This is a genomic window from Paenibacillus sambharensis (assembly GCF_003233845.1).
Classification (GTDB): Bacteria; Bacillota; Bacilli; order Paenibacillales; family Paenibacillaceae; genus Paenibacillus_I; species Paenibacillus_I sambharensis.
Genome location: NZ_QKRB01000053.1, coordinates 1 through 17,934 on the forward strand (window position 1 = coordinate 1; position 17,934 = coordinate 17,934).

At 52.7% G+C, this 17,934-nt stretch carries 15 protein-coding genes; 11 read left to right on the forward strand and 4 right to left on the reverse strand.

Annotated elements, in window-relative coordinates; all coding sequences use genetic code 11:
* A partial coding sequence (locus DNH61_RS17675) for a DNA polymerase III subunit alpha (RefSeq protein ID WP_111148016.1) occupies positions 1-3,267 on the reverse strand: 3,267 nt, incomplete at its 3' end.
* A gap of 157 nt (positions 3,268-3,424) precedes the next feature.
* On the opposite strand from DNH61_RS17675, the gene DNH61_RS17680 reads away from it, so the two are divergent.
* The 3 genes from DNH61_RS17680 (at position 3,425) to DNH61_RS17690 (ending at position 4,667) form a co-directional block, all read left to right on the forward strand.
* On the forward strand, positions 3,425-3,751 hold the full coding sequence (locus tag DNH61_RS17680) for a YtrH family sporulation protein (protein ID WP_111148311.1): 327 nt from the start codon (positions 3,425-3,427) through the stop codon (positions 3,749-3,751).
* A 3-nt stretch (positions 3,752-3,754) separates the two neighbouring features.
* Entirely contained in the window at positions 3,755-4,261 is a 507-nt protein-coding gene (locus tag DNH61_RS17685) for a sporulation membrane protein YtrI (RefSeq protein WP_111148017.1), read from the forward strand.
* Between the two features lie 121 nt (positions 4,262-4,382).
* On the forward strand, positions 4,383-4,667 hold the full coding sequence (locus DNH61_RS17690; RefSeq protein ID WP_111148018.1) for a YtpI family protein: 285 nt from the start codon (positions 4,383-4,385) through the stop codon (positions 4,665-4,667).
* Positions 4,668-4,712: 45 nt separating this feature from the next.
* Here DNH61_RS17690 and DNH61_RS17695 read toward each other — a convergent pair whose 3' ends face one another.
* The gene (locus DNH61_RS17695) at positions 4,713-6,014 is read right to left on the reverse strand and encodes a DRTGG domain-containing protein (RefSeq protein ID WP_111148313.1); all 1,302 of its coding nucleotides are present in this window, start codon (positions 6,012-6,014) and stop codon (positions 4,713-4,715) included.
* Positions 6,015-6,259: 245 nt separating this feature from the next.
* Here DNH61_RS17695 and DNH61_RS17700 point away from each other — a divergent pair, with 245 nt between their 5' ends.
* From DNH61_RS17700 to DNH61_RS17710, 3 genes are all read left to right on the forward strand, one after another.
* The gene (locus DNH61_RS17700) at positions 6,260-7,144 is read left to right on the forward strand and encodes a sensor histidine kinase (RefSeq protein WP_111148019.1); all 885 of its coding nucleotides are present in this window, start codon (positions 6,260-6,262) and stop codon (positions 7,142-7,144) included.
* A 20-nt stretch (positions 7,145-7,164) separates the two neighbouring features.
* Positions 7,165-8,478 (forward strand): Spo0B domain-containing protein, encoded by a 1,314-nt coding sequence (locus DNH61_RS17705; RefSeq protein WP_111148020.1) that lies wholly within the window; start codon positions 7,165-7,167, stop codon positions 8,476-8,478.
* A 711-nt stretch (positions 8,479-9,189) separates the two neighbouring features.
* Positions 9,190-10,107, forward strand: a complete 918-nt coding sequence (locus tag DNH61_RS17710) for a transposase (protein ID WP_181438765.1) — start codon at positions 9,190-9,192, stop codon at positions 10,105-10,107.
* Between the two features lie 457 nt (positions 10,108-10,564).
* Here DNH61_RS17710 and DNH61_RS17715 read toward each other — a convergent pair whose 3' ends face one another.
* Together DNH61_RS17715 and DNH61_RS17720 are read right to left on the reverse strand one after the other, a co-directional pair.
* Positions 10,565-10,837: a hypothetical protein gene (locus DNH61_RS17715; RefSeq protein ID WP_111148022.1), complete on the reverse strand. Its 273-nt coding sequence runs from the start codon at positions 10,835-10,837 to the stop codon at positions 10,565-10,567.
* Positions 10,838-10,963: 126 nt separating this feature from the next.
* Positions 10,964-12,139: a DUF445 domain-containing protein gene (locus DNH61_RS17720; protein WP_111148023.1), complete on the reverse strand. Its 1,176-nt coding sequence runs from the start codon at positions 12,137-12,139 to the stop codon at positions 10,964-10,966.
* Positions 12,140-12,347: 208 nt separating this feature from the next.
* Between DNH61_RS17720 and DNH61_RS17725 the strand changes: the two genes are divergently transcribed.
* From DNH61_RS17725 to DNH61_RS17745, 5 genes are read left to right on the forward strand one after another with little or no spacing between them, the layout of a single operon-like run.
* Positions 12,348-13,712, forward strand: coding sequence for a YheC/YheD family endospore coat-associated protein (locus DNH61_RS17725; protein WP_111148024.1), 1,365 nt, complete (start codon positions 12,348-12,350; stop codon positions 13,710-13,712).
* 15 nt (positions 13,713-13,727) lie between these two features.
* Positions 13,728-14,906, forward strand: coding sequence for a YheC/YheD family endospore coat-associated protein (locus DNH61_RS17730; RefSeq protein ID WP_181438766.1), 1,179 nt, complete (start codon positions 13,728-13,730; stop codon positions 14,904-14,906).
* Between the two features lie 20 nt (positions 14,907-14,926).
* Entirely contained in the window at positions 14,927-16,300 is a 1,374-nt protein-coding gene (locus tag DNH61_RS17735) for a YheC/YheD family endospore coat-associated protein (protein ID WP_111148026.1), read from the forward strand.
* A complete protein-coding gene (locus tag DNH61_RS17740) occupies positions 16,301-17,446 on the forward strand; it encodes a YheC/YheD family endospore coat-associated protein (protein WP_111148027.1) in 1,146 nt (381 codons plus the stop codon).
* Entirely contained in the window at positions 17,446-17,934 is a 489-nt protein-coding gene (locus DNH61_RS17745) for a GNAT family N-acetyltransferase (RefSeq protein ID WP_111148028.1), read from the forward strand. The genes DNH61_RS17740 and DNH61_RS17745 overlap by 1 nt, the downstream gene beginning before the upstream one ends.

A 17,934-nucleotide genomic window follows, 5' to 3' on the forward strand; every position in this document is an offset into this window, starting at 1 on the left:
GCCCTGCGGCCGCGCGCGCATCGCACGCGCGCGCGCCTGCCGCTGCAGGCGCCGAACCTGCTCCGCCAGGTTCGGCCCATCCAGCGGGACGGCTTCGTCCACGATCAGCTTGAAATCGTCCTCCTGCTGCTGGACGATTCCCTGGACAAGCACCAGCCGTCCCTTCTCGAGAACATCCTTCGCCTTCTTCCATGTATTCGGGAAGACGACCCCTTCAACGCGCAGGATGCGATCCTCCAGCTCGATGAAGCCCATTGCCTGACCTTTGCGGCTGGTGAACGGCTTCACGGATACCACCATGGCGGCTGTTACAGCCGGTGACTCATCGGCTGCCTCCGTCAGATTGCTGAGCCGCTCCAGGTCCAGCTCCTCCAGCTCCTGCTCCCGCTCATCGAGCGGGTGTCCGGACAGATACAGGCCGAGCAGCTCGCGCTCAAGCTCCAGCTTCTGTCCCTGCGTGAAAGGCTGAACCTCCGGCAGCTCCACATCCCAGTTCTGCACCTCATCAAAGCCGAACAGCTCAATCTGCAGCTCTTCCCGCTCCTTGCGCCATTTCACTGCCGTTTCGATCGTCTCATCAAGCACAGCGAGCTGCTGGGCCCTGTGTCCTTCAAGCTGTTCACAGGCCCCCGCCTGGATAAGCGATTCCAGTACCCGCTTGTTGACTACCCGCAAATCTACCCTGCGGCACAGATCCAGCATGCTCTCGAACGGCTTGTCCGCCCTTGCCGAGCGGAGGGCTTCAATGGCCTGCGAGCCGACATTCTTGATCGCAGCGAGGCCGAAGCGGACAGCCCCCTCCACTGGCGTGAAGGAAACGCCGCTTTCATTGACGTCCGGCGGCAGAACCTTGATCCCCATCCGGCGGCATTCATCGACATATTCGGCCGTTTTCCTCTGGTTGCCGGTCACAGAAGCCAGCATGGAGGCCATGAACGGGATCGGATAGTGGGTCTTCAGCCACGCCGTCTGGAAGGCCAACACTCCATAAGCAGCGGCATGGGCTCTCGGGAAGCCATAATCCGCGAACCGGACAATCATGTCATAGACCCGGTTGGCCTCCTCCTCTGTGAAGCCCTGCTTGACGCTGCCGCCTACAAAATGCGCGCGCTCTTCATCCAGAACCTCGCGCTTCTTCTTCGACACGGCGCGGCGCAAGAGATCCGCCTCACCAAGGGTAAAACCAGCCATACCTGAAGCAATCTGCATAATCTGCTCCTGGTAGACAATAATGCCGTAGGTATCACCCAGTACAGGCTCAAGTGACGGATGGGGATACACCACTTCCTCGCGTCCATGCTTGGCCGCGATGTAGTTCGGTATGAATTCCATCGGGCCCGGTCGGTACAGGGCCAGCACGGATACGATATCTTCAAAGGAGGATGGCTTCAAATCACGCAGCACCCGGCGCATCCCGGCAGACTCCAGCTGGAAGATACCCGTTGTCTCTCCGCGTCCAAGCAGCTCATAAGTCGCCGGATCGTTATCCGGCACCGTACGGAAATCGACGTCCCTATGATACTGCTGCTTCACCCAGGCCAGCGTTCGTTCCAGGATGGACAGGGTGCGCAGACCTAGGAAGTCCATCTTGAGCAGGCCCACTGCCTCCAGGTACTCCATTGAGTACTGGGTCAGCGCCACGCCCTCGCCGCCGCTCTGCAGCGGTACATGATGAGTCAGCGGCTCCTTGGATATCACCACGCCTGCCGCATGCGTCGAGGCATGCCGGGGCATGCCTTCCACCTTAATGGCGGTGCGGATCAGCTCATCCGTCTTTGGACTCCGTTCGCAGGCTTCGCGCAGCTCCGGACTGGCCTGTAGAGCCGCTTCCAGCGTCATCCCGAGCTGATGAGGGATCAGCTTAGCCGCCCTGTCCACTTCCCCATAAGGGATGGCCAGCGCGCGGCCGACGTCACGTACCGCCGCCTTGGCAGCCATCGTACCGAACGTGATGATCTGTGCAACATGCGCTTCGCCATATTTGGCCGCTACATAGGCAATCACCTCATCGCGGCGCTCGTCATTAAAGTCGATATCAATATCCGGCATACTGATTCGTTCTGGGTTCAGGAACCGTTCAAAGAGCAGCTTGTATTTAAGTGGATCGACATCGGTAATGAACAGTGTATAGGCGACAAGACTGCCTGCTGAAGACCCCCGGCCAGGACCTGTCCGGATGCCGCGCTCATGCGCAAACCGGATAAAATCCCACACAATCAGAAAATAGTCGCTAAAGCCCATATTCTCAATGACGGACAGCTCATAGTCCAGCCGCTGCTCGGCTTCCTCTCTGAAGCCTTCATCCGACTCCCAGCCGGGTGCTGCCCCGTAACGAGCCTCCAGCCCGTCACGGCATAGCGCCCGCAGGTAGCCTGCCGAGTCCATCCCCTCCGGTATCGGGCCGAAGGACGGGAGCAGAGCCCGCCCGAAGGTCAGGTCCAGCTCGCACTTCTCAGCAATCCGTACCGTATTGGTGATAGCCTCGGGCACATGGCGGAACAGCCCCGCCATCTCATCTGCGCTCTTCAGGTACAGCTGGTCGGTCATGATCCGCATACGGTCTTCATCCTCTACCGACTTGCCAGTTCCAATGCAGATCAGCACATCCTGAACCGCTGCGTCTTCCTGTCTGATATAATGCACGTCATTGGTAGCGACCAGCTGAATCCCCGTTTCCTCTGCCAGACGAATAATTCCTTCCGCGACCTTCTTCTGGTCGAGTATGCCGTGATCCTGCAGCTCAAGGTAGAAGTCATCTCCGAACATGTCCTTATAGCGCAGGGCTGCCCGCTTCGCTTCGTCGTAACGGTCATGCAGCAGATGCTGTGGAATATCCCCATTCATGCAGGAGCTGAGGCAGACCAGTCCCTCTGAATGAGCGGCAAGTGATTCCAGATCAATTCTCGGCTTATAGTGAAAACCCTCCAGATGGGCAATTGACGTCAGCCTCATCAGGTTCTGGTAGCCCTCCCGGTTCTTCGCCAGCAAGATCAAATGATAGATCGGATTGTCTTTCCTCGTGCCCTTGTCATGCCGGGAGCCTGTCGTCAGATACACTTCACAGCCGATGATCGGCTTGATATCATGCCGCTTGCAGGCCATATAAAAAGGAATGGAGCCATACATGACACCATGATCCGTTAATGCCAGTGCTTTCATGCCAAGCTCGGCCGCTCTGGCCGTCAAGTCCCGGATTCGGGCGGCGCCATCGAGCAGGCTGTATTCGCAGTGCACGTGGAGATGCACAAAATCATGTTTGGGAATCATCGCCGCACCTCTCTTCTTCAATCCGCAGCTTTTCCAATTATTTTATCATAATCCCTCCCGCAAAGCCCATAGAATGATAGCAGCAGGGCATGTACACAAACCGGGGAACCGCAAACCGCGGCTGCCGGAGAGAAGGATGGGAAATGAGGTGCAAAAATTGAATCTTGTGCTCGCCAAAGCAGCAATGGATTTCTGTATCGCCTTCGGCGTTATTATTGGCGGCTCCCTGATGGCAGCCGTCGGGTCAGTGCTTGTATCCGGGTCAGCCGCGACGGCCATGTACGACACAGCCATGAGACTGAAGATTTGGGCAATCGTTGTGGCCATCGGCGGCACGATTGACCCCGTCCGGGTAATCGAATATAACATGCAGGAGGGACACCTGTCTCCCGTTGCGCAGCAGATTATGTTTATCGGCTTCGCTTTTCTTGGCGCCCATATGGGAACCGAGCTGATCCGCTGGATATGCAGGGAGTCGCTGTAGCTTATGAGAGTCCCGCCCTTTGCACGCTTCCGGCGCTTCAGCTCTTCCGCAGGTCTCTTTATACTGGGCATGATCGTGGGCGCTGCAGTCTATAACGGAATACTTGTAGCCAAGTTTGAAGCACTCGTGACGCAGAACGGCGACCTGGAAGTAAAGCTCGAGCAGTATGAGCAGGAGATCCGCAAGCTGAACCGCTACAAAAACCAGAACAGCGTTATCAAGACCGTCCACACTCATGTTGAAAGAAGAAGGACGGAGAAGACCGAGCAGGGCTCCCTTGATGCGGCGACTGAAGCAGCACTGCGGAAAATCATTAAGGAAGATCTGTCCGTATTTGAAGGCCGCAGCATCTATGAGATTGATTCGGATGCCCGGTTTGCAAGGCTGCTGCTGGACCGGAAGGTTTACACCGTTCTAGGGAACGATTACACGGTTGAGATCAAGACAGCCCTTGTCGTCGACAACACGCTTACCGTCTGGGTAACGGCCGAACCTCGGGCGCCAGAGTAAGAAGCAGCAGGACAAAAGCAGCAGGACCAACCTGACGTCACGATCCGCCCCTGCTGGAGCCGGTCCCCTGTTTCTGTTACAATGGGAGCCATACAGGGACCGAAGGAGCGCTTGAATTAACATGGAAATTATCCAATGGATTGTAATTGCCGGCATTATTCTGGCACTGATTCTGTCCGTTTACAACAGCTGGAAGGCCCGCAGGAGCAGCGAGCACAAGGTAAGGGCATTGTACGCCGCCAAGATGAATATCTATATGGGCATCATGCTGATTCTCATGGCGGTCATCCAGATTCTCATGTTTACGGGCGACACCGTGCGGGTCGTAATCGGCTCAGTCTTTCTGCTGCTTGGCTTGTTCAACCTGTTTGCCGGTATCCGCAACCACAGCATATTCAGCAAATAAACCATCCGCCCGGATGGTTTATTTGTTTGTCCTGCAGCCTGAATGTCAGGATGTTTCAATCATCTGGGCGGAGAGCATTCCCTTAATGACAATGCCGTGCTCATCGTGGAGCTCCATCTCCACCTTGGCTGATTTCCGGCTGAGCTCCAGCACGCTAGGTTTAATTGTAACCTCAGAATCAATCTGAACCGGTCGGACATAATAAGAAGTCATGCTCTCCACCACATGGTCGCGCCTGCCCAGCTCGCGGATCAGCGACCGGGAAGCCTGCGTCAGCAGCGTTGCCAGCACACCTTCCGAAGCAGTTCCCAGCGGCCCGGACATCTGCGGAGTGATTCTGCCCTTGTAGATGGCAAGGGTATCCTCATTCTCCCTCACTTCCTGAAAGCCGCTCCAGATCAAGTCGTCAAACGTTTCACCCGTCTGCTTCTGCTTGCCGGCAAACTGCAGCGCTCGCGTTACCTCTGCACGGGAAACGACGGCAAGCAGCTTGCGGTGCTTATCCACAATCGGCAGCAGATCAATTCCTTCATTCATCATCCGATGTGCTGCCGACACGACGGGGATGGTCGGATGTGCGGTGATCGGGCTGCGTGTCATCAGCCGGTCCACCGTCTGTCCAGGCTCCGAGCCTGCTACATCCTTGGCCGTAATCATGCCGATAACCCTGTTCCATTCATCCACTACGGGATACCGGGTATGCCCGGTTTTCTGCAGCATTTGCTGAAAATCAGACACCGTCTGTCCGAGCCGGAGCACACCGGTAATATTGCCGAAGGTCACGATGTCCTCAATAAGCATGATTTTGCGCTTGATCAGACGGTCATACATCGCCCGGTTAATCATCGAGGCAACCGTGAAGGTATCATGTCTGGAGGAAATAATCGGAAGCCCCTTCTCATCGGCCAGGCGCTTAATCTCATTGCTCGTATCAAATCCGCCTGTTATAAGAACGCCTGCCTGCTCATCAAGCGCTTTGCGGTGCGCATTCTCCCGGTTCCCGACGATCAGGAGGCTGCCTGTATCGATGTAAGTCAGCATATCATCCAGCTCCATCGCGCCGATGACGAATTTATGCAGGGGCTTGCCAAGACCAAGTACACCGCCCAGCACATGCCCCTCCACAATATCGGCCACATCCCCGAACGTCAGCCGGTCCATCCTTCCCCGCTGCTTCTTATCGATCCTGACCGTGCCGATCCGTTCCTTGGTGCTGACATAGCCAATATTTTCGGCCTCTTTAACGGCGCGGTATGCTGTGCCTTCGCTCACATTCAGCGCTTTGGCAATGCTCCTGACGGAAATTCGGGTGCCAATATCCAGGTCCTTAATATGATTGAGTATCATTTCATGCTTCGTAAGCGCGTCCCCGCGCGGATCTAGTGGCGACAACCGTCAACCCCTCCTGTAGCTTTCACTTGCATTTTTGCTCTTACAAAAAATCATTTTCAATTCTGCAAAAAGAAAGTAAAGTATTATATAGCCGGGCCTGACATTCGACATTATTAGACTTTTCTGGAAATTGATTCTCCGGTCCTGCGAATGCTTAAGGATGTAGAAAAGCATCCCACGGGCAGAAGGAGTGCAGTGCAATGAAGAAACAAGCCCGCAAACATACACCTGCTATCTATATACTACTACTTCTCGCTATACAATTAAAAATGCTCATCCTCTTTATTCTAACCCGTTACAGCTCAAACGGCGAATCACTACCGAAGATAGCATTTGGCATCGGACTGGCAGTTATCGTTGCTGCTGCGTTCCTAACCTTGAAAGTAATGGTGCGTACCCGCAACGAAGCAGCCGAAGCAACTGAGAGGGCGTTCGTGAATGATCTAATGCAGGTGTTTAGCAGCATTCGGGGCCAGCGGCATGATTTTATCGGCCATGTGCAGCATATGTATACCCTCTTGAAGAATAATGATCTGCAGGAGCTCCAGCGTTACATGGAATGGACGGCACAAGAAATCCGGCTCGTAAATCCCGATGAACACGCTGCACCTGCCTCGGCGCTGGAGACCTTCCTGCATGCACAGATAGCAACGGCAGTGGACCACAAGATTCATTATGAATATCGGATCGTTCCTGAAGTCGAAGCTATATTTCCGGGTAAAAACAGTGATCTGGTGCGGATTATCGGCAACCTTCTGAATAACGCCTTCGACGAGGTCGTTAAGCTTCCTGCTGTACAGCGGTTTGTACGCGTATATGTCGATGTGGATAAGCATGCGGGGAGCAGAGCGGATGAACTGCTGATTACGGTCACCAACACCTCACGGCCTTTATCGGAGGAGGATAAGCAGCAGATGTTCACTCCAGGCTTCAGCACCAAGGCAGACAGCCATTCGGGTCTTGGCCTTCCGATTGTTCTGAAGCTTGTCCACCAGTACGGCGGACGATTGGAAGTATGCCAGCAGCCTGAACAGCGAATTTCGTTTGTCATCCGGCTTCCATCTGAAGCAGGGGCAGCAGGCTGATAGGAAGAGGAGGGATTAGGATGGAACCATTCAAGCATGCCATTGAAGTAGCACTCCTCCTGTCGGTACCGCAAGCGTTCAGCTCCATATGCTTCGTACTGGTGTTCTTCGGTTTGCTGCCCGACAGGCTGGTCGCGCGCTGCCTGGGTTTTTCCATCGCACTCGCATTCAGTCTCAACTTCAGCTTCATGAATTTGGAAACACCGGTGCACATGCTTTTCTCTACCACGCTGACCACCCTGATGCTCTATTTGTTCTTCAGGCGGTACAGCTGGCGCATCATCGCTTTGCTTGCTGCCGGTATCTTGTGCTCAACCATTTTATCGGAGTTTGCAAGCCTGCTTCTGACCAGACCGCTTATTCCTTACGAACTGCTGGTCACAGGGCCCTTCTACTATAAATTCATTATGTGGCCCTTCTTCGGATTATTTGTCTTAATTGCCTGGCTGATGCACCGGTACAGCTTCTTTCCGGGGAAACGGACAGCGCTGCTTATAGCAGAGGCACGGGATGGGTATCTGCTCCTGTTTATTATGCTGATAACCGCGCAGCTGATCGTGCTGATCATTTTTTACGTTACGACCATCATGTTCGGACAGCAAGGCTACCGGGACATCCTCTTCATAGCCGGCATTCTGTCTATTGTCGCAGTTACTGGCATATCCGTGAAGCTGCTGCTGCTCAGCCGTAAACAAGCCGTGGACCGGGCTCGTACAGTTTATGTAGGAGATCTTCTGCAGCTGTTTACGGCCTACCGCAGCCAGCGCCATGATTTTGTCAACCATGTTCAAACGATGCATGCCATGCTGAAGCTGAACAAGAGAAAGCAGCTTGAAGCCTATATGGAAGAAGTGGTCGAGGATATTCAGGCACTGAGCGAACAAAGAGATGCCATGACTATACCGGCGTTAGCGGCATTAATTCAGGCCAAAACTGCACTCGCTGCCGAACACCGGATTTCCATGCAGGTAAAGATTGATAAACTCCCGCAGCAGAAAACGGATATTCGTATGCTGGATATGATCGAAATCACCAGCCAGCTGATTGATTTGATCTTGGATGAAACGATGAACCTGCCCTACAATCTGCGACAGCTGGAACTGGCTGTATTTGAACAAACCGACCAGCTCCAGATCCGAATGACTAAGCCGGTTGATCCGTATGCGGCTCATGCCTCCAAAGCGCCGGGCTTACCGCCTGCTGCCAAACGATTGGCCAAACAAATCAAGCGATGCCACGGTGAGTTATCCATTATCCAGGACACCCGTGACGAGGTCAGCTATCATTTGAAATTTCCTCTAAACATCTCAGGACTATCTGCCCATCTCCAATGAACGAACCGTAAACCGTCCATCCCTCGACCGGAATGCCGACGGTTTCTGTTTGTTCATCCGGCAAAATAGGAAGCCGCTCGGCTTCTCTTTATTTTAGGGTGCCGAGGGCTGGGCATCTTGGCATCTTGGTATCTTGGTATCTTGGTATCTTGGTATCTTGGTATCTGGGCTTCTGGACTTCTGGGCGTTCATGCCCTTTTAGTTTTTATCCCGTTCCGTAAGTGACTTTATAGGTATAGATGAAGTGCTATCTGCTCATCCTTTTAGCCGTTATCCCCTTTAATAAGGCTCCCGCTCAAACTGTCAGTTTACGGACTACTGGATGCCCCATCCTCTTTTGATCGCTATCCCTTTCTGTAAGGCCCCCTGCTGAAACTGTTGAACTGCAGACTGTTGAACTGCAGACTGTTGAACTGCTGTAAGCCCCTTTTTCGGCTTTGGGCCGTTATCCCATTCCGTAAGTAGTTGTATTTACCCTAACCGTAACGCATAGCATCTTCCGCATGTCTATGAATCCTGCGCGCAAACCCTCGCACACCAAACTGACATATCCACTATCCCCTTTGTACAGGTAATTTACAGCCATTCTTTGTCCTCCGTAAGAAGACTCACTGAGTGAAAGTCATCCGAACAGCACTTTGACACAAGAACACATGTTTGGTATAATTAGATAGGAACATTTGTTCTATATTGTGACGGAGGATGTTTAAGATGACTTGCGGAACTGATAATTCTTTTACGGAGTTATACCAGACGGAGGCCGACTGCGCAGCAGCTCTTTACTGTGCAAAATGGCCCGAAGGGTTTCGTTGTCCCCGCTGCGGGCATCATTCTGCTTACACCTTGCAGACTCGGCGTCTCCCCCTGTACGAGTGTACAGCCTGTCATCGCCAGACTTCGCTCACAGCTGGTACAGTAATGGAAGGCAGCCGTACGCCATTGCTGAAATGGTTCTTTGCTATCTACAGCATCTGCCATTCCTCTGCTTCAATTAACGCTATAAAACTGGCAGGTCTTATCCAGGTTACATACAAAACCGCTTGGCTTATCCTTCACAAGCTTAGACATGCCATCACGACGGCTGAAAGCCAGATCCGGCTCTCGAATGTTGTGAGGGTTGATTGCTCACGGTTTTATAGTCTATATAATGTTAAGCATCAGAATCATCGTGTGCTTCTTGCAGCTCAAACTTCGACCGGGGACCATATCGTTCAATTCAAGAGTGAACCGGTACCCGCTGCCGGCGAAACCCAGTTCCCTTATCTACAAACCGCTTATGTTCAACCCGATGTCAAACAATTCGTCCACCGTTACATTGACCCTTCCGCAACCGTCATTAACGGCGGACATCAGCTGGTCTACCAGCTTCGCTTCTGGCCTCTAAGACAAGTGCTCAAGCAGGCATCAAGTACATTAAACGACGCCTATCATGGCCTCGGAACAAAATATCTTCATGCATACCTTAACGAATATGCTTTTCGAATTAACGCTGTTGAGCGTGAAGAACTGCCTGCCCCCACGCTTATTTCCTACTGTTCGCGCGTACCAGTAATCACCTATCCGCAGCTGATCGGGAAAGAGAGAGCACCAAGCCTTCGAGTTTACAATGTGATGCAAGCAACCGCTTGACGTTGTGATTAATGTCTTTGCTTTGGCCTTTCCCCTTACGGAACGGGATAATGACACCCCATTTCACATTTCAGCCTTATCTACCTTACACAACGGGATAATGGCCCCTGGTGTTCGTTCACCTGCTTGAACCTTCAAGAACCACCAATCCCACACCAATCCCACACCAATCATCATGTTTAATTAATATTTATAGATTTTATGGGCACCCAATATCATTAATTATTGATTTAGCTTGAATTCACCCTTAAAGAGACACTGGCAGCTGCCTAAACCAGGCGGATCGGGGTGAATCTACCGGCTTTTAGTGGACATGGATCATCCCATCCATTCCTTACCCAACGGGATAGTGACCAAAAGGCGGATGAGAGGTATAACAGCCAAAAACTTGGGATAAAATCCCCCTCTCCCCAACTATCCCTATATAGCTGATTAAATTATAAGAGACGCTTCAACCTTATCGGTTAAAGCGTCTCTCGATCGTCTGCTGCCACATGGCATATTTTTTTCTCTTCACACTGGTTAGATGACGACTGGTCTCTTCACTGACATTGAACAGCATATGAAGATGGGCCGCAGCCACCATCATGGCGAAGCCTACCCATATCGCGCCAAAAACATTTTGCAGTGTAAATCCCTCACCTAGCTCAATCCTCGGTAATCCATAAAACAGCATCGCCAATGAAGCTATCGCGAACAATGCATGCTTGGCTTTACGCTTGTTCACCATTCATTCACTCTCCTTCACGCGAACTTTCGCTAAGCATTCCCTAATGCCCCGCTATCATCCTATTCCGAAGAGTCAACAAATATGTACAAGCAAGTGCTTCTTGCAGGCTCATATGGGCCATCCCGGCTACATAATCCAGAGTATAAAGATGGACTGGAATAAACCGATCAGGCCGCCAAGCACGGCACCAAGCCAAGTAATGGCTTTGAATTCTTTGCCTGACACACTTAATATAATATGCTCAAGCCGCTCAATCGGAAATTTCTCCACCTGCTGCTTAACCAAGGAAGGCAGTTCGATTGCTTCAATAATGGTGTGCATATTGCGATTCAGAAGGTTGAAGGAAGCTCCCAGAACCGTCTGCACCCATTTGCGCCACAAGTCCTCGTTGCGGAGAAGCCACTGGCTGATATCATAAGCTTCCAGCTGCTCAAATCGCTCTTCAAGCCGCAGTACAGCATCTAACTTGAGCTTCATCCAGACAAGCGGCTCCTCGCCAGCTGCGAAGCGGCTGACCGTCTGCTCAAGCGTCCAGCCGCCGGCCGCTTCCAGCTGCTTGGCTATCATGCCCCTGATAGCCGTACGGACCGTCTCCCCTCCCAGCTGTTCAAGCAGTATAGGGGTTAACCGCTCAATCATTTTGTCCTCATCCATGAAGATGCCGGCCAGCGCGCCGAGGAATCCGCCTGCCTTATCCAGCATACCGGAAGCCAGCTGGCGGAGAAGACGTTGGCCACGCGGCGAGAGAATTTCCTCCCGCAGCGCATTCACAATCATATTCTCTGCCATTTGAGACCAGTTGATTATTGTCTCTCCCGACCAGCCAGGTACGGTCTCGGCAATAGTTCGGGATGACCATCCCCGGTTTGTCCAAACTTGATCAAGTCCGTTGTGAAGATAGTCGCGAATGGTACCGGACCATTCAGCCTTTCTGGCAGTCCAACCCTCTTCGCCCCAGTACTTGGTTCCGATCGCCTGCAAAGTTAAGCCAGGCTCCATCCGGGCAATCTCGGTCAGCTTGTCATTCAGCTTGTCTGCTGCCGCTTGCCGGAACTTCTCCTGTTCCAGCAGTTCACGCAGCCCCTCGGTTGTTACCAGATAGGAAGCCACAACATCGCCCAATGATTCAGCAATCTGCGACTTGCGTTTGGGAATCAAGCCCGGTGTGAACGGGATCCGCTTTCCCAGCAAGTAAATGGCTTGTCTTGGGTGAAACAGCATCTTAATCGCAAAGTGATTCGTCAGTCCGCCTACAAAGGCCGCGACTGCCATATTAACAAGTATGAATAACCAGGGTTGCATATCAATCCTTCTTTCTCTATAGAAACATGATGACAGCTCGTGATGGTCCCCATCCCAAGCCGTATAGCCAATAGGCGCAACGATTATAGGCGGACAGTCTCCAAGGGATAGATGTCCTCATATGATGAAGTAAATTCGTGAAAATGCCCCAACCCTCCTTATTAGCGCCTTGGTAAGGCGCAGCCTGTTCGGTTGGAAGGAGACCAAGATGCAAAAATCTAAATTGGCCGTTCAAATTGTCAGCTCCGGAATAATTCCGGACGATACGCTTATGCTCGGCGAAGCTTACGTGAAGCATTGGAAAATACCGCAGGGGCAGCCGGTGTGGCTCAAATTCGGTTCCTACCGCCAGCATGTCAAAATCATTTCCGTCCAGCGGTATGACGGGCTAAGAATCAGCCACAGCCTCGCGAGAAGGATGGGGCTGGCAAGAAACCTTACCCTTCGTATGCAGTATCGGCCATCTATGCAGACCTTGTCGCTTGGCCCGTTAATTGGCGTGATGGTTAGTCGGGATTATCCGCAAACACCGGACCGTCCCTTTGGAGCCATCACTCAGTTTTGCAAGGAATTGGTGGACGCCTGTGAAACGCAGGGTGCCCATGTCTATTTCTTTACTCCGAGCCATATTAACAGCTCCAGTTCACTCGAAGCATGGGTGTACGGTCATGGATGGCGCCGCATGAAAGTTCCTGTTGCCGATGTGCTGAACAACCGTCTTACAACCCGTAAGCTCGAGAACAAATCCAGCGTACAACATTTCTGGAGAGAAGTAAAATCCCGTTACGGAACCCAGGTATTCAATGAAAAGTTCCTGGATAAATCCGAAGTGTTCGATGCCCTGAAACACGACTCATCACTGCACCGCTATTTACCCGAATCGCATTTACTGCGAAACTTCACAATTCTTAAAGCGATGTGCAGCCGTTACAGCTCCGTCTTCCTTAAGCCGGTTCGGGGAAGCTTGGGCAAAGGCATTATTAAGGTTACAAAAGCCTCCTCCAGCGGTTACAACGCCCTGCATGCCACTGTTGGGGGCACACGCAAGCAGCATTATACCAGTCTGCTCAAGCTGTTTGCCAGCATCTCTGGGAAGATGAAGACCGTCAAATATCAAATCCAACAAGGCCTGCAGCTAATTGATATCCAGAAACGTCCGGTTGACTTTCGGGCACTTGTTCAGAAGAATGCAACCGGTAAGTGGGCTGTAACTTCCATTGTAGCCAGAGTAGCCGGCGGGCAGCATTTCGTCTCCAACCTTGCGAGGGGCGGCAGCTTGAGCACGGTCAAGGAAGCCATTGCTAAGTCTAATGTAGCTTCTTCAGCAAAGAAAGATGCCTCCTCCCGCCTGAACCGGGCGGCGCTGGATATTGCGGTGGGCGTTGATCAGCATATCCCCGCGCATTTTGGAGAGCTTGGCATCGATCTGGCTATGGATGTAAATGGACGCGTTTGGCTCTTGGAGGTAAATTCCAAGCCTTCCAAGAATGACAATACACCTTTGACTGACAAGGGTATCCGGCCATCCGTACGCATTATGCTCCAGTATGCCAGACATTTGGCCGGGTTTTAGCAGATGGCGGCTCCAATGCTGAAGCTGCTTGGTATTATGTCGGCCATTACTACTGCTTGCGGCATCTCCACTGCGTTCAAAGTACCGGAGGAACGCTTATGCCGCCTGCTCGCTCTGAACGCTAAGGCGAACGGCTGGGAAACTGTTGTCTTCCACCCTGCCGCTTACAATCCTATAACGGGGCAGATCGATGGTATTACTCTGCATAAAGGGGTTTGGGTGAGGCACCTGACCAGTACCCCGCATATCGTATATGACCGGCATTTCAGCCGCAATGCCACTGACAGGGCTACTGCCAGGCATACCCTGCAGCAGCTAGAACGTCTCGGCACCATAACACTTAACGGCTCTCCCCTTCCCGGAAAACGTGAAGTTTACCGTAAGCTTGCCGGTAATCAGGAGCTTCTGAGCTTGATCCCTCCTACCAAGATCCTGCGCGCGGACTCAGCAAGCGGGTTGGAAGGAATGCTTGCCCGTTATCCGACTGGGGTGTTCTTGAAGCCTTCAAGCGGTATGCAGGGGAAAGGAACCATCGCTATTCAGCAGGCACCCTTACACGACGGTTATCTGGTTAGAGGGAGAAGCCATCTTAATAAGCCCTATACAATGATAGTAAAGGATCATGCCAGGCTTCTGGCTTGGATCGGCAGCCACTCTTCCCGTGTGCCGTATCTGGTCCAGCCTTTACTAAACCTGTTGACGGCCGCCGGGGAGCCTTATGATGTCCGCGTACTGGTACAAAAGGATGGCACCGGCCGTTGGCGCATTTCGGGTACAACTGCCCGGCAAGGTGCGCCTGGAACGATGACAGCCAACCTGCACGGCGGAGGTTCCGCCCATCCGCTAGACCCTTTTCTAACCAAGCAATTTGGAAGACAACAAGCTGGAGAACTAAAGGAACACATGATTACGAGCGCACTGCAAGCAGCCCGGAACCTGGAGCAATCCTATGGCCGGTTTGCCGAGCTGGGACTGGATTTTGGAATTGAGCCGGATGGTCGGCTGTGGTTTATTGAAGCCAATTCGAAACCGGGAAGAACCTTCTTCCGCAAGCTGGGAGACCACAAGGGCGAGCTTCGGTCCCTCTCCTGGCTTCTGCAGTACGCGCGGACATTGGCCCGTCAATCCGCCCTCCGGCGAGGAACGGTCGTTAACCCTGCAGCTGATGCTTACCATAAGAGTTTCCATAGCTGAAACCTTCAGGAGGTTCATTCATGAGTCTGACTTATTGTAATGTCCGTTTCTCCCAACAGCCCGATCGCATCCTATATCTCTCCAATACGCTGCTAAAACAGTTCAAGCTGACCGGCAAGAAACGGGTTCAAGTGAAATTTGGCAAAGAGGTCGCTACCGCAGCTATCCGGCCGCTCAAGCGGCAGGGCAAGCATATGTATGTCTCTGCAGGTCTGAAAAGTCTAATGCGCATCCCAAAATCGGGAGGCATCTATATCCATAATTCAGCAGATGACGAGATTCAGATCGGCCCCCTGATCGGTGTACTGACCGATTCTAACACCCGCTCAGGAATCCTTCCTTTCGGGACTAGAACGGGCTATATTAAACAACTGCTGAAGATCGGGCAGAACAAGGCCTATTTCTTCGCCTTCACGCCCCGCGATATTAACTGGCAGAACGAAACGGTATACGGCTATTTCCTGTCCCCTACCGGCAGCTGGGTTCGACGAACGGTCCCGCTCCCAGATGTTGTCTATAACCGGCTGCCAAGCCGCAAGGCCGAGACGACGTCCTCCATTGCAGGACTGCGGGAACGCTTCGTACGCAAGAAAATTCCGTTCTTCAACTGGAGCTTCTTCAATAAATCAGATGTTTATAAGCTGCTCGACGGGGATCTGGAGGCCTCGCGCCATCTGCCCGAATCCGTCATCAACCCTACCCCAGAGAAAATCAAGGAAATGCTCGAGAAGCACCAGTTCGTCTATTATAAACCAACAGCTGGCAGTCTTGGCGCAGGCATCTACAGACTCACCTACCACCCTAAGCGCGGCTATTTTGTCCGCTACCGTAAGGGCCCTAACAATGTACTGCTGCGTTTCTCCAAATTCAGCAGCCTGATGCGTATGTTCCGGGCCAGACACGGCAGCGGACTCAGCCGATACATTATCCAGCAGGGCATCCGCCTAGTGGAAATTGACGGGTGTCCGCTCGATTTCCGCTTTCACATGCACAAGAATGGACGCAACGAGTGGGTTGCTGCGGGTATAGGAGCAAAGAAGGCTGGCCGCGGCAGTGTTACAACTCATATTAAGAATGGCGGCTCACTGCTGACACCAGAACAGGCGCTGAACCGAACCTTCGGCGATAAGGCCGGTGAAGTGCTGGAGCAGGCTAAACGTTCTGCAGTCCGGCTCTCAGAGGCAATTGAGCGTAACTACCCGCATACACTAGGCGAGCTCGGACTTGATATCGGAATTGACAAGGACGGAGAGATTTGGATGTTTGAAGCCAATGCCAAGCCGGGTCGTTCCATCTTCAAGCATCCCGCGCTCAAATCTCAGGGCCGGGCTTCGATGGAATATATACTGGAGCACTGCTTGTATCTCAGCCGCTTCAGGAGGAGGGATGCATAAGTGGAGCACCCGATTCTGGAGAATAACCGGAGCCAGCCCAAACGTCCGGTCCTTGCCATACTGACAGTAGACGACGAGCTGCAGCTGTTTCGCGGGAATCGCAGCAACTTCGCTGATATTTTGCGGGCTGGTCATGAGCATGGATTCACCGTATATGTCGTGACTGTCAAGCACTTAAAGCTGCTTAAGAGCAAGGTTACCGGGTTTACTTTTATTGAAGAATCCCAGTCCTGGCAGAAAGGTTTATTCCCGCTTCCCGATATAGTCTACAACCGGGTACCCATGCGGGAGGATGAGCTTCAGCCCCATGTTAAGCGGAAAATCAATGCGCTGCTGAAGCATCCGACCATCCGGATCTTCAATCCCGCTTTCTTCAATAAGTGGAGTCTCTTCGAATGGCTGAACATGTCCAAATCCACAAGGCCTTATATACCGGCAACACGCAAGCTCGTTACACAGAACAGTCTACGACTGCTCTTGAAGCGGCATCTATTCCTGTATCTTAAGCCGGTTAGCGGCAAAGCCGGCAAGGGGATTATGGCGATCCGGCTGCAGCCTGAGAAGCAAATGCCATACCGGCTGCGCATGCAGGAGAAACGGCGAAGCCTTAATTACAATTGCGCCACTATCTCCAAGCTGTGGGCCAAAATCCGCAAGGAAAGCAGCGGTGAAGCCTATATCGCTCAACAGGGAATTGAGCTGCTCAAGCATCAGGACCGGCAGTTTGATCTGCGGGTTCTGGTACAGAAAAATCAACGCGGACAGTGGGATGTAACAGGCATTGGCGCACGAATGGCCGGAAGCTCCAGCATTACAACCCATGTACCGCGCGGCGGCAGTATTGAAGACCCCGACAGGCTGCTCCAGTATTCGTTCGGCCAGGAGCAGGCCAGGAAGGTCATGATCAAGGTCAAGAGCGCAGCTATCCTGATTGCCAGGCAGATCGAACGCGGCTCGGGCCATTCCCTTGGCGAGATGTCGATGGATCTTGGCGTAGATAAGCATGGCAGCATCTGGTTTTTTGAGGCCAACTCCAAGCCAATGAAATTCGATGAGCCCCATATCCGTAAGAAGTCGCTCGAGCGTCTCTTTCAATACAGCCAATATCTGTTGACCAAAAAAACAAAACGGGCAGGTGGAGCGTAATGGAGGTTCAGTGGATTACACCAATGAACTGGATCATGCACCGCAAACGGCTGCTGGCATTCGCCCTAAAGCATGGTGACAAAAGAATAACGGCAGACAGCTTGAAGCTGTTTGGCCGGATTGACCCCGCTGAGCTCGCTCATCCCTACAGCAGCAGAACGGCTGTCGCGGTTGTCCGTGAGGGGGGACGGCTGCTTGGCCTGGCAGCCGCAATTAATGGAGGAAAGGATGCGTGTCTGGTAATTGTGCATCCCGATTCCCGTCGCCAGGGGATTGCGACGCTGCTTCTTGGCTCACTCCGCAGTAAACTAGGCGGGCTGAGCTGCCATGTTGCCGCCGACAATATGGCCAGCATTTCAGCCTGTCTTCGAGCGGGAATGGCTGCTGTCCACGTGGTGACGGGCGCCACAGGCAAACCAACCCTGTGCTTTGAGGGGCATTCCTCCGCAGGTGCGGGAATCAAGCCCCGTATCAGAAGGAGGAGGTGA

Coding starts and splice junctions, on each gene's coding strand:
- DNH61_RS17685 (WP_111148017.1), top strand. CDS start 3,755: ATGAGAGTCCCGCCCTTTGCACGCTTCCGGCGCTTCAGCTCTTCCGCA.
- DNH61_RS17690 (WP_111148018.1), top strand. CDS start 4,383: ATGGAAATTATCCAATGGATTGTAATTGCCGGCATTATTCTGGCACTG.
- DNH61_RS17695 (WP_111148313.1), bottom strand. CDS start 6,014: ATGATACTCAATCATATTAAGGACCTGGATATTGGCACCCGAATTTCC.
- DNH61_RS17700 (WP_111148019.1), top strand. CDS start 6,260: ATGAAGAAACAAGCCCGCAAACATACACCTGCTATCTATATACTACTA.
- DNH61_RS17705 (WP_111148020.1), top strand. CDS start 7,165: ATGGAACCATTCAAGCATGCCATTGAAGTAGCACTCCTCCTGTCGGTA.
- DNH61_RS17710 (WP_181438765.1), top strand. CDS start 9,190: ATGACTTGCGGAACTGATAATTCTTTTACGGAGTTATACCAGACGGAG.
- DNH61_RS17715 (WP_111148022.1), bottom strand. CDS start 10,837: ATGGTGAACAAGCGTAAAGCCAAGCATGCATTGTTCGCGATAGCTTCA.
- DNH61_RS17720 (WP_111148023.1), bottom strand. CDS start 12,139: ATGCAACCCTGGTTATTCATACTTGTTAATATGGCAGTCGCGGCCTTT.
- DNH61_RS17725 (WP_111148024.1), top strand. CDS start 12,348: ATGCAAAAATCTAAATTGGCCGTTCAAATTGTCAGCTCCGGAATAATT.
- DNH61_RS17730 (WP_181438766.1), top strand. CDS start 13,728: ATGCTGAAGCTGCTTGGTATTATGTCGGCCATTACTACTGCTTGCGGC.
- DNH61_RS17735 (WP_111148026.1), top strand. CDS start 14,927: ATGAGTCTGACTTATTGTAATGTCCGTTTCTCCCAACAGCCCGATCGC.
- DNH61_RS17745 (WP_111148028.1), top strand. CDS start 17,446: ATGGAGGTTCAGTGGATTACACCAATGAACTGGATCATGCACCGCAAA.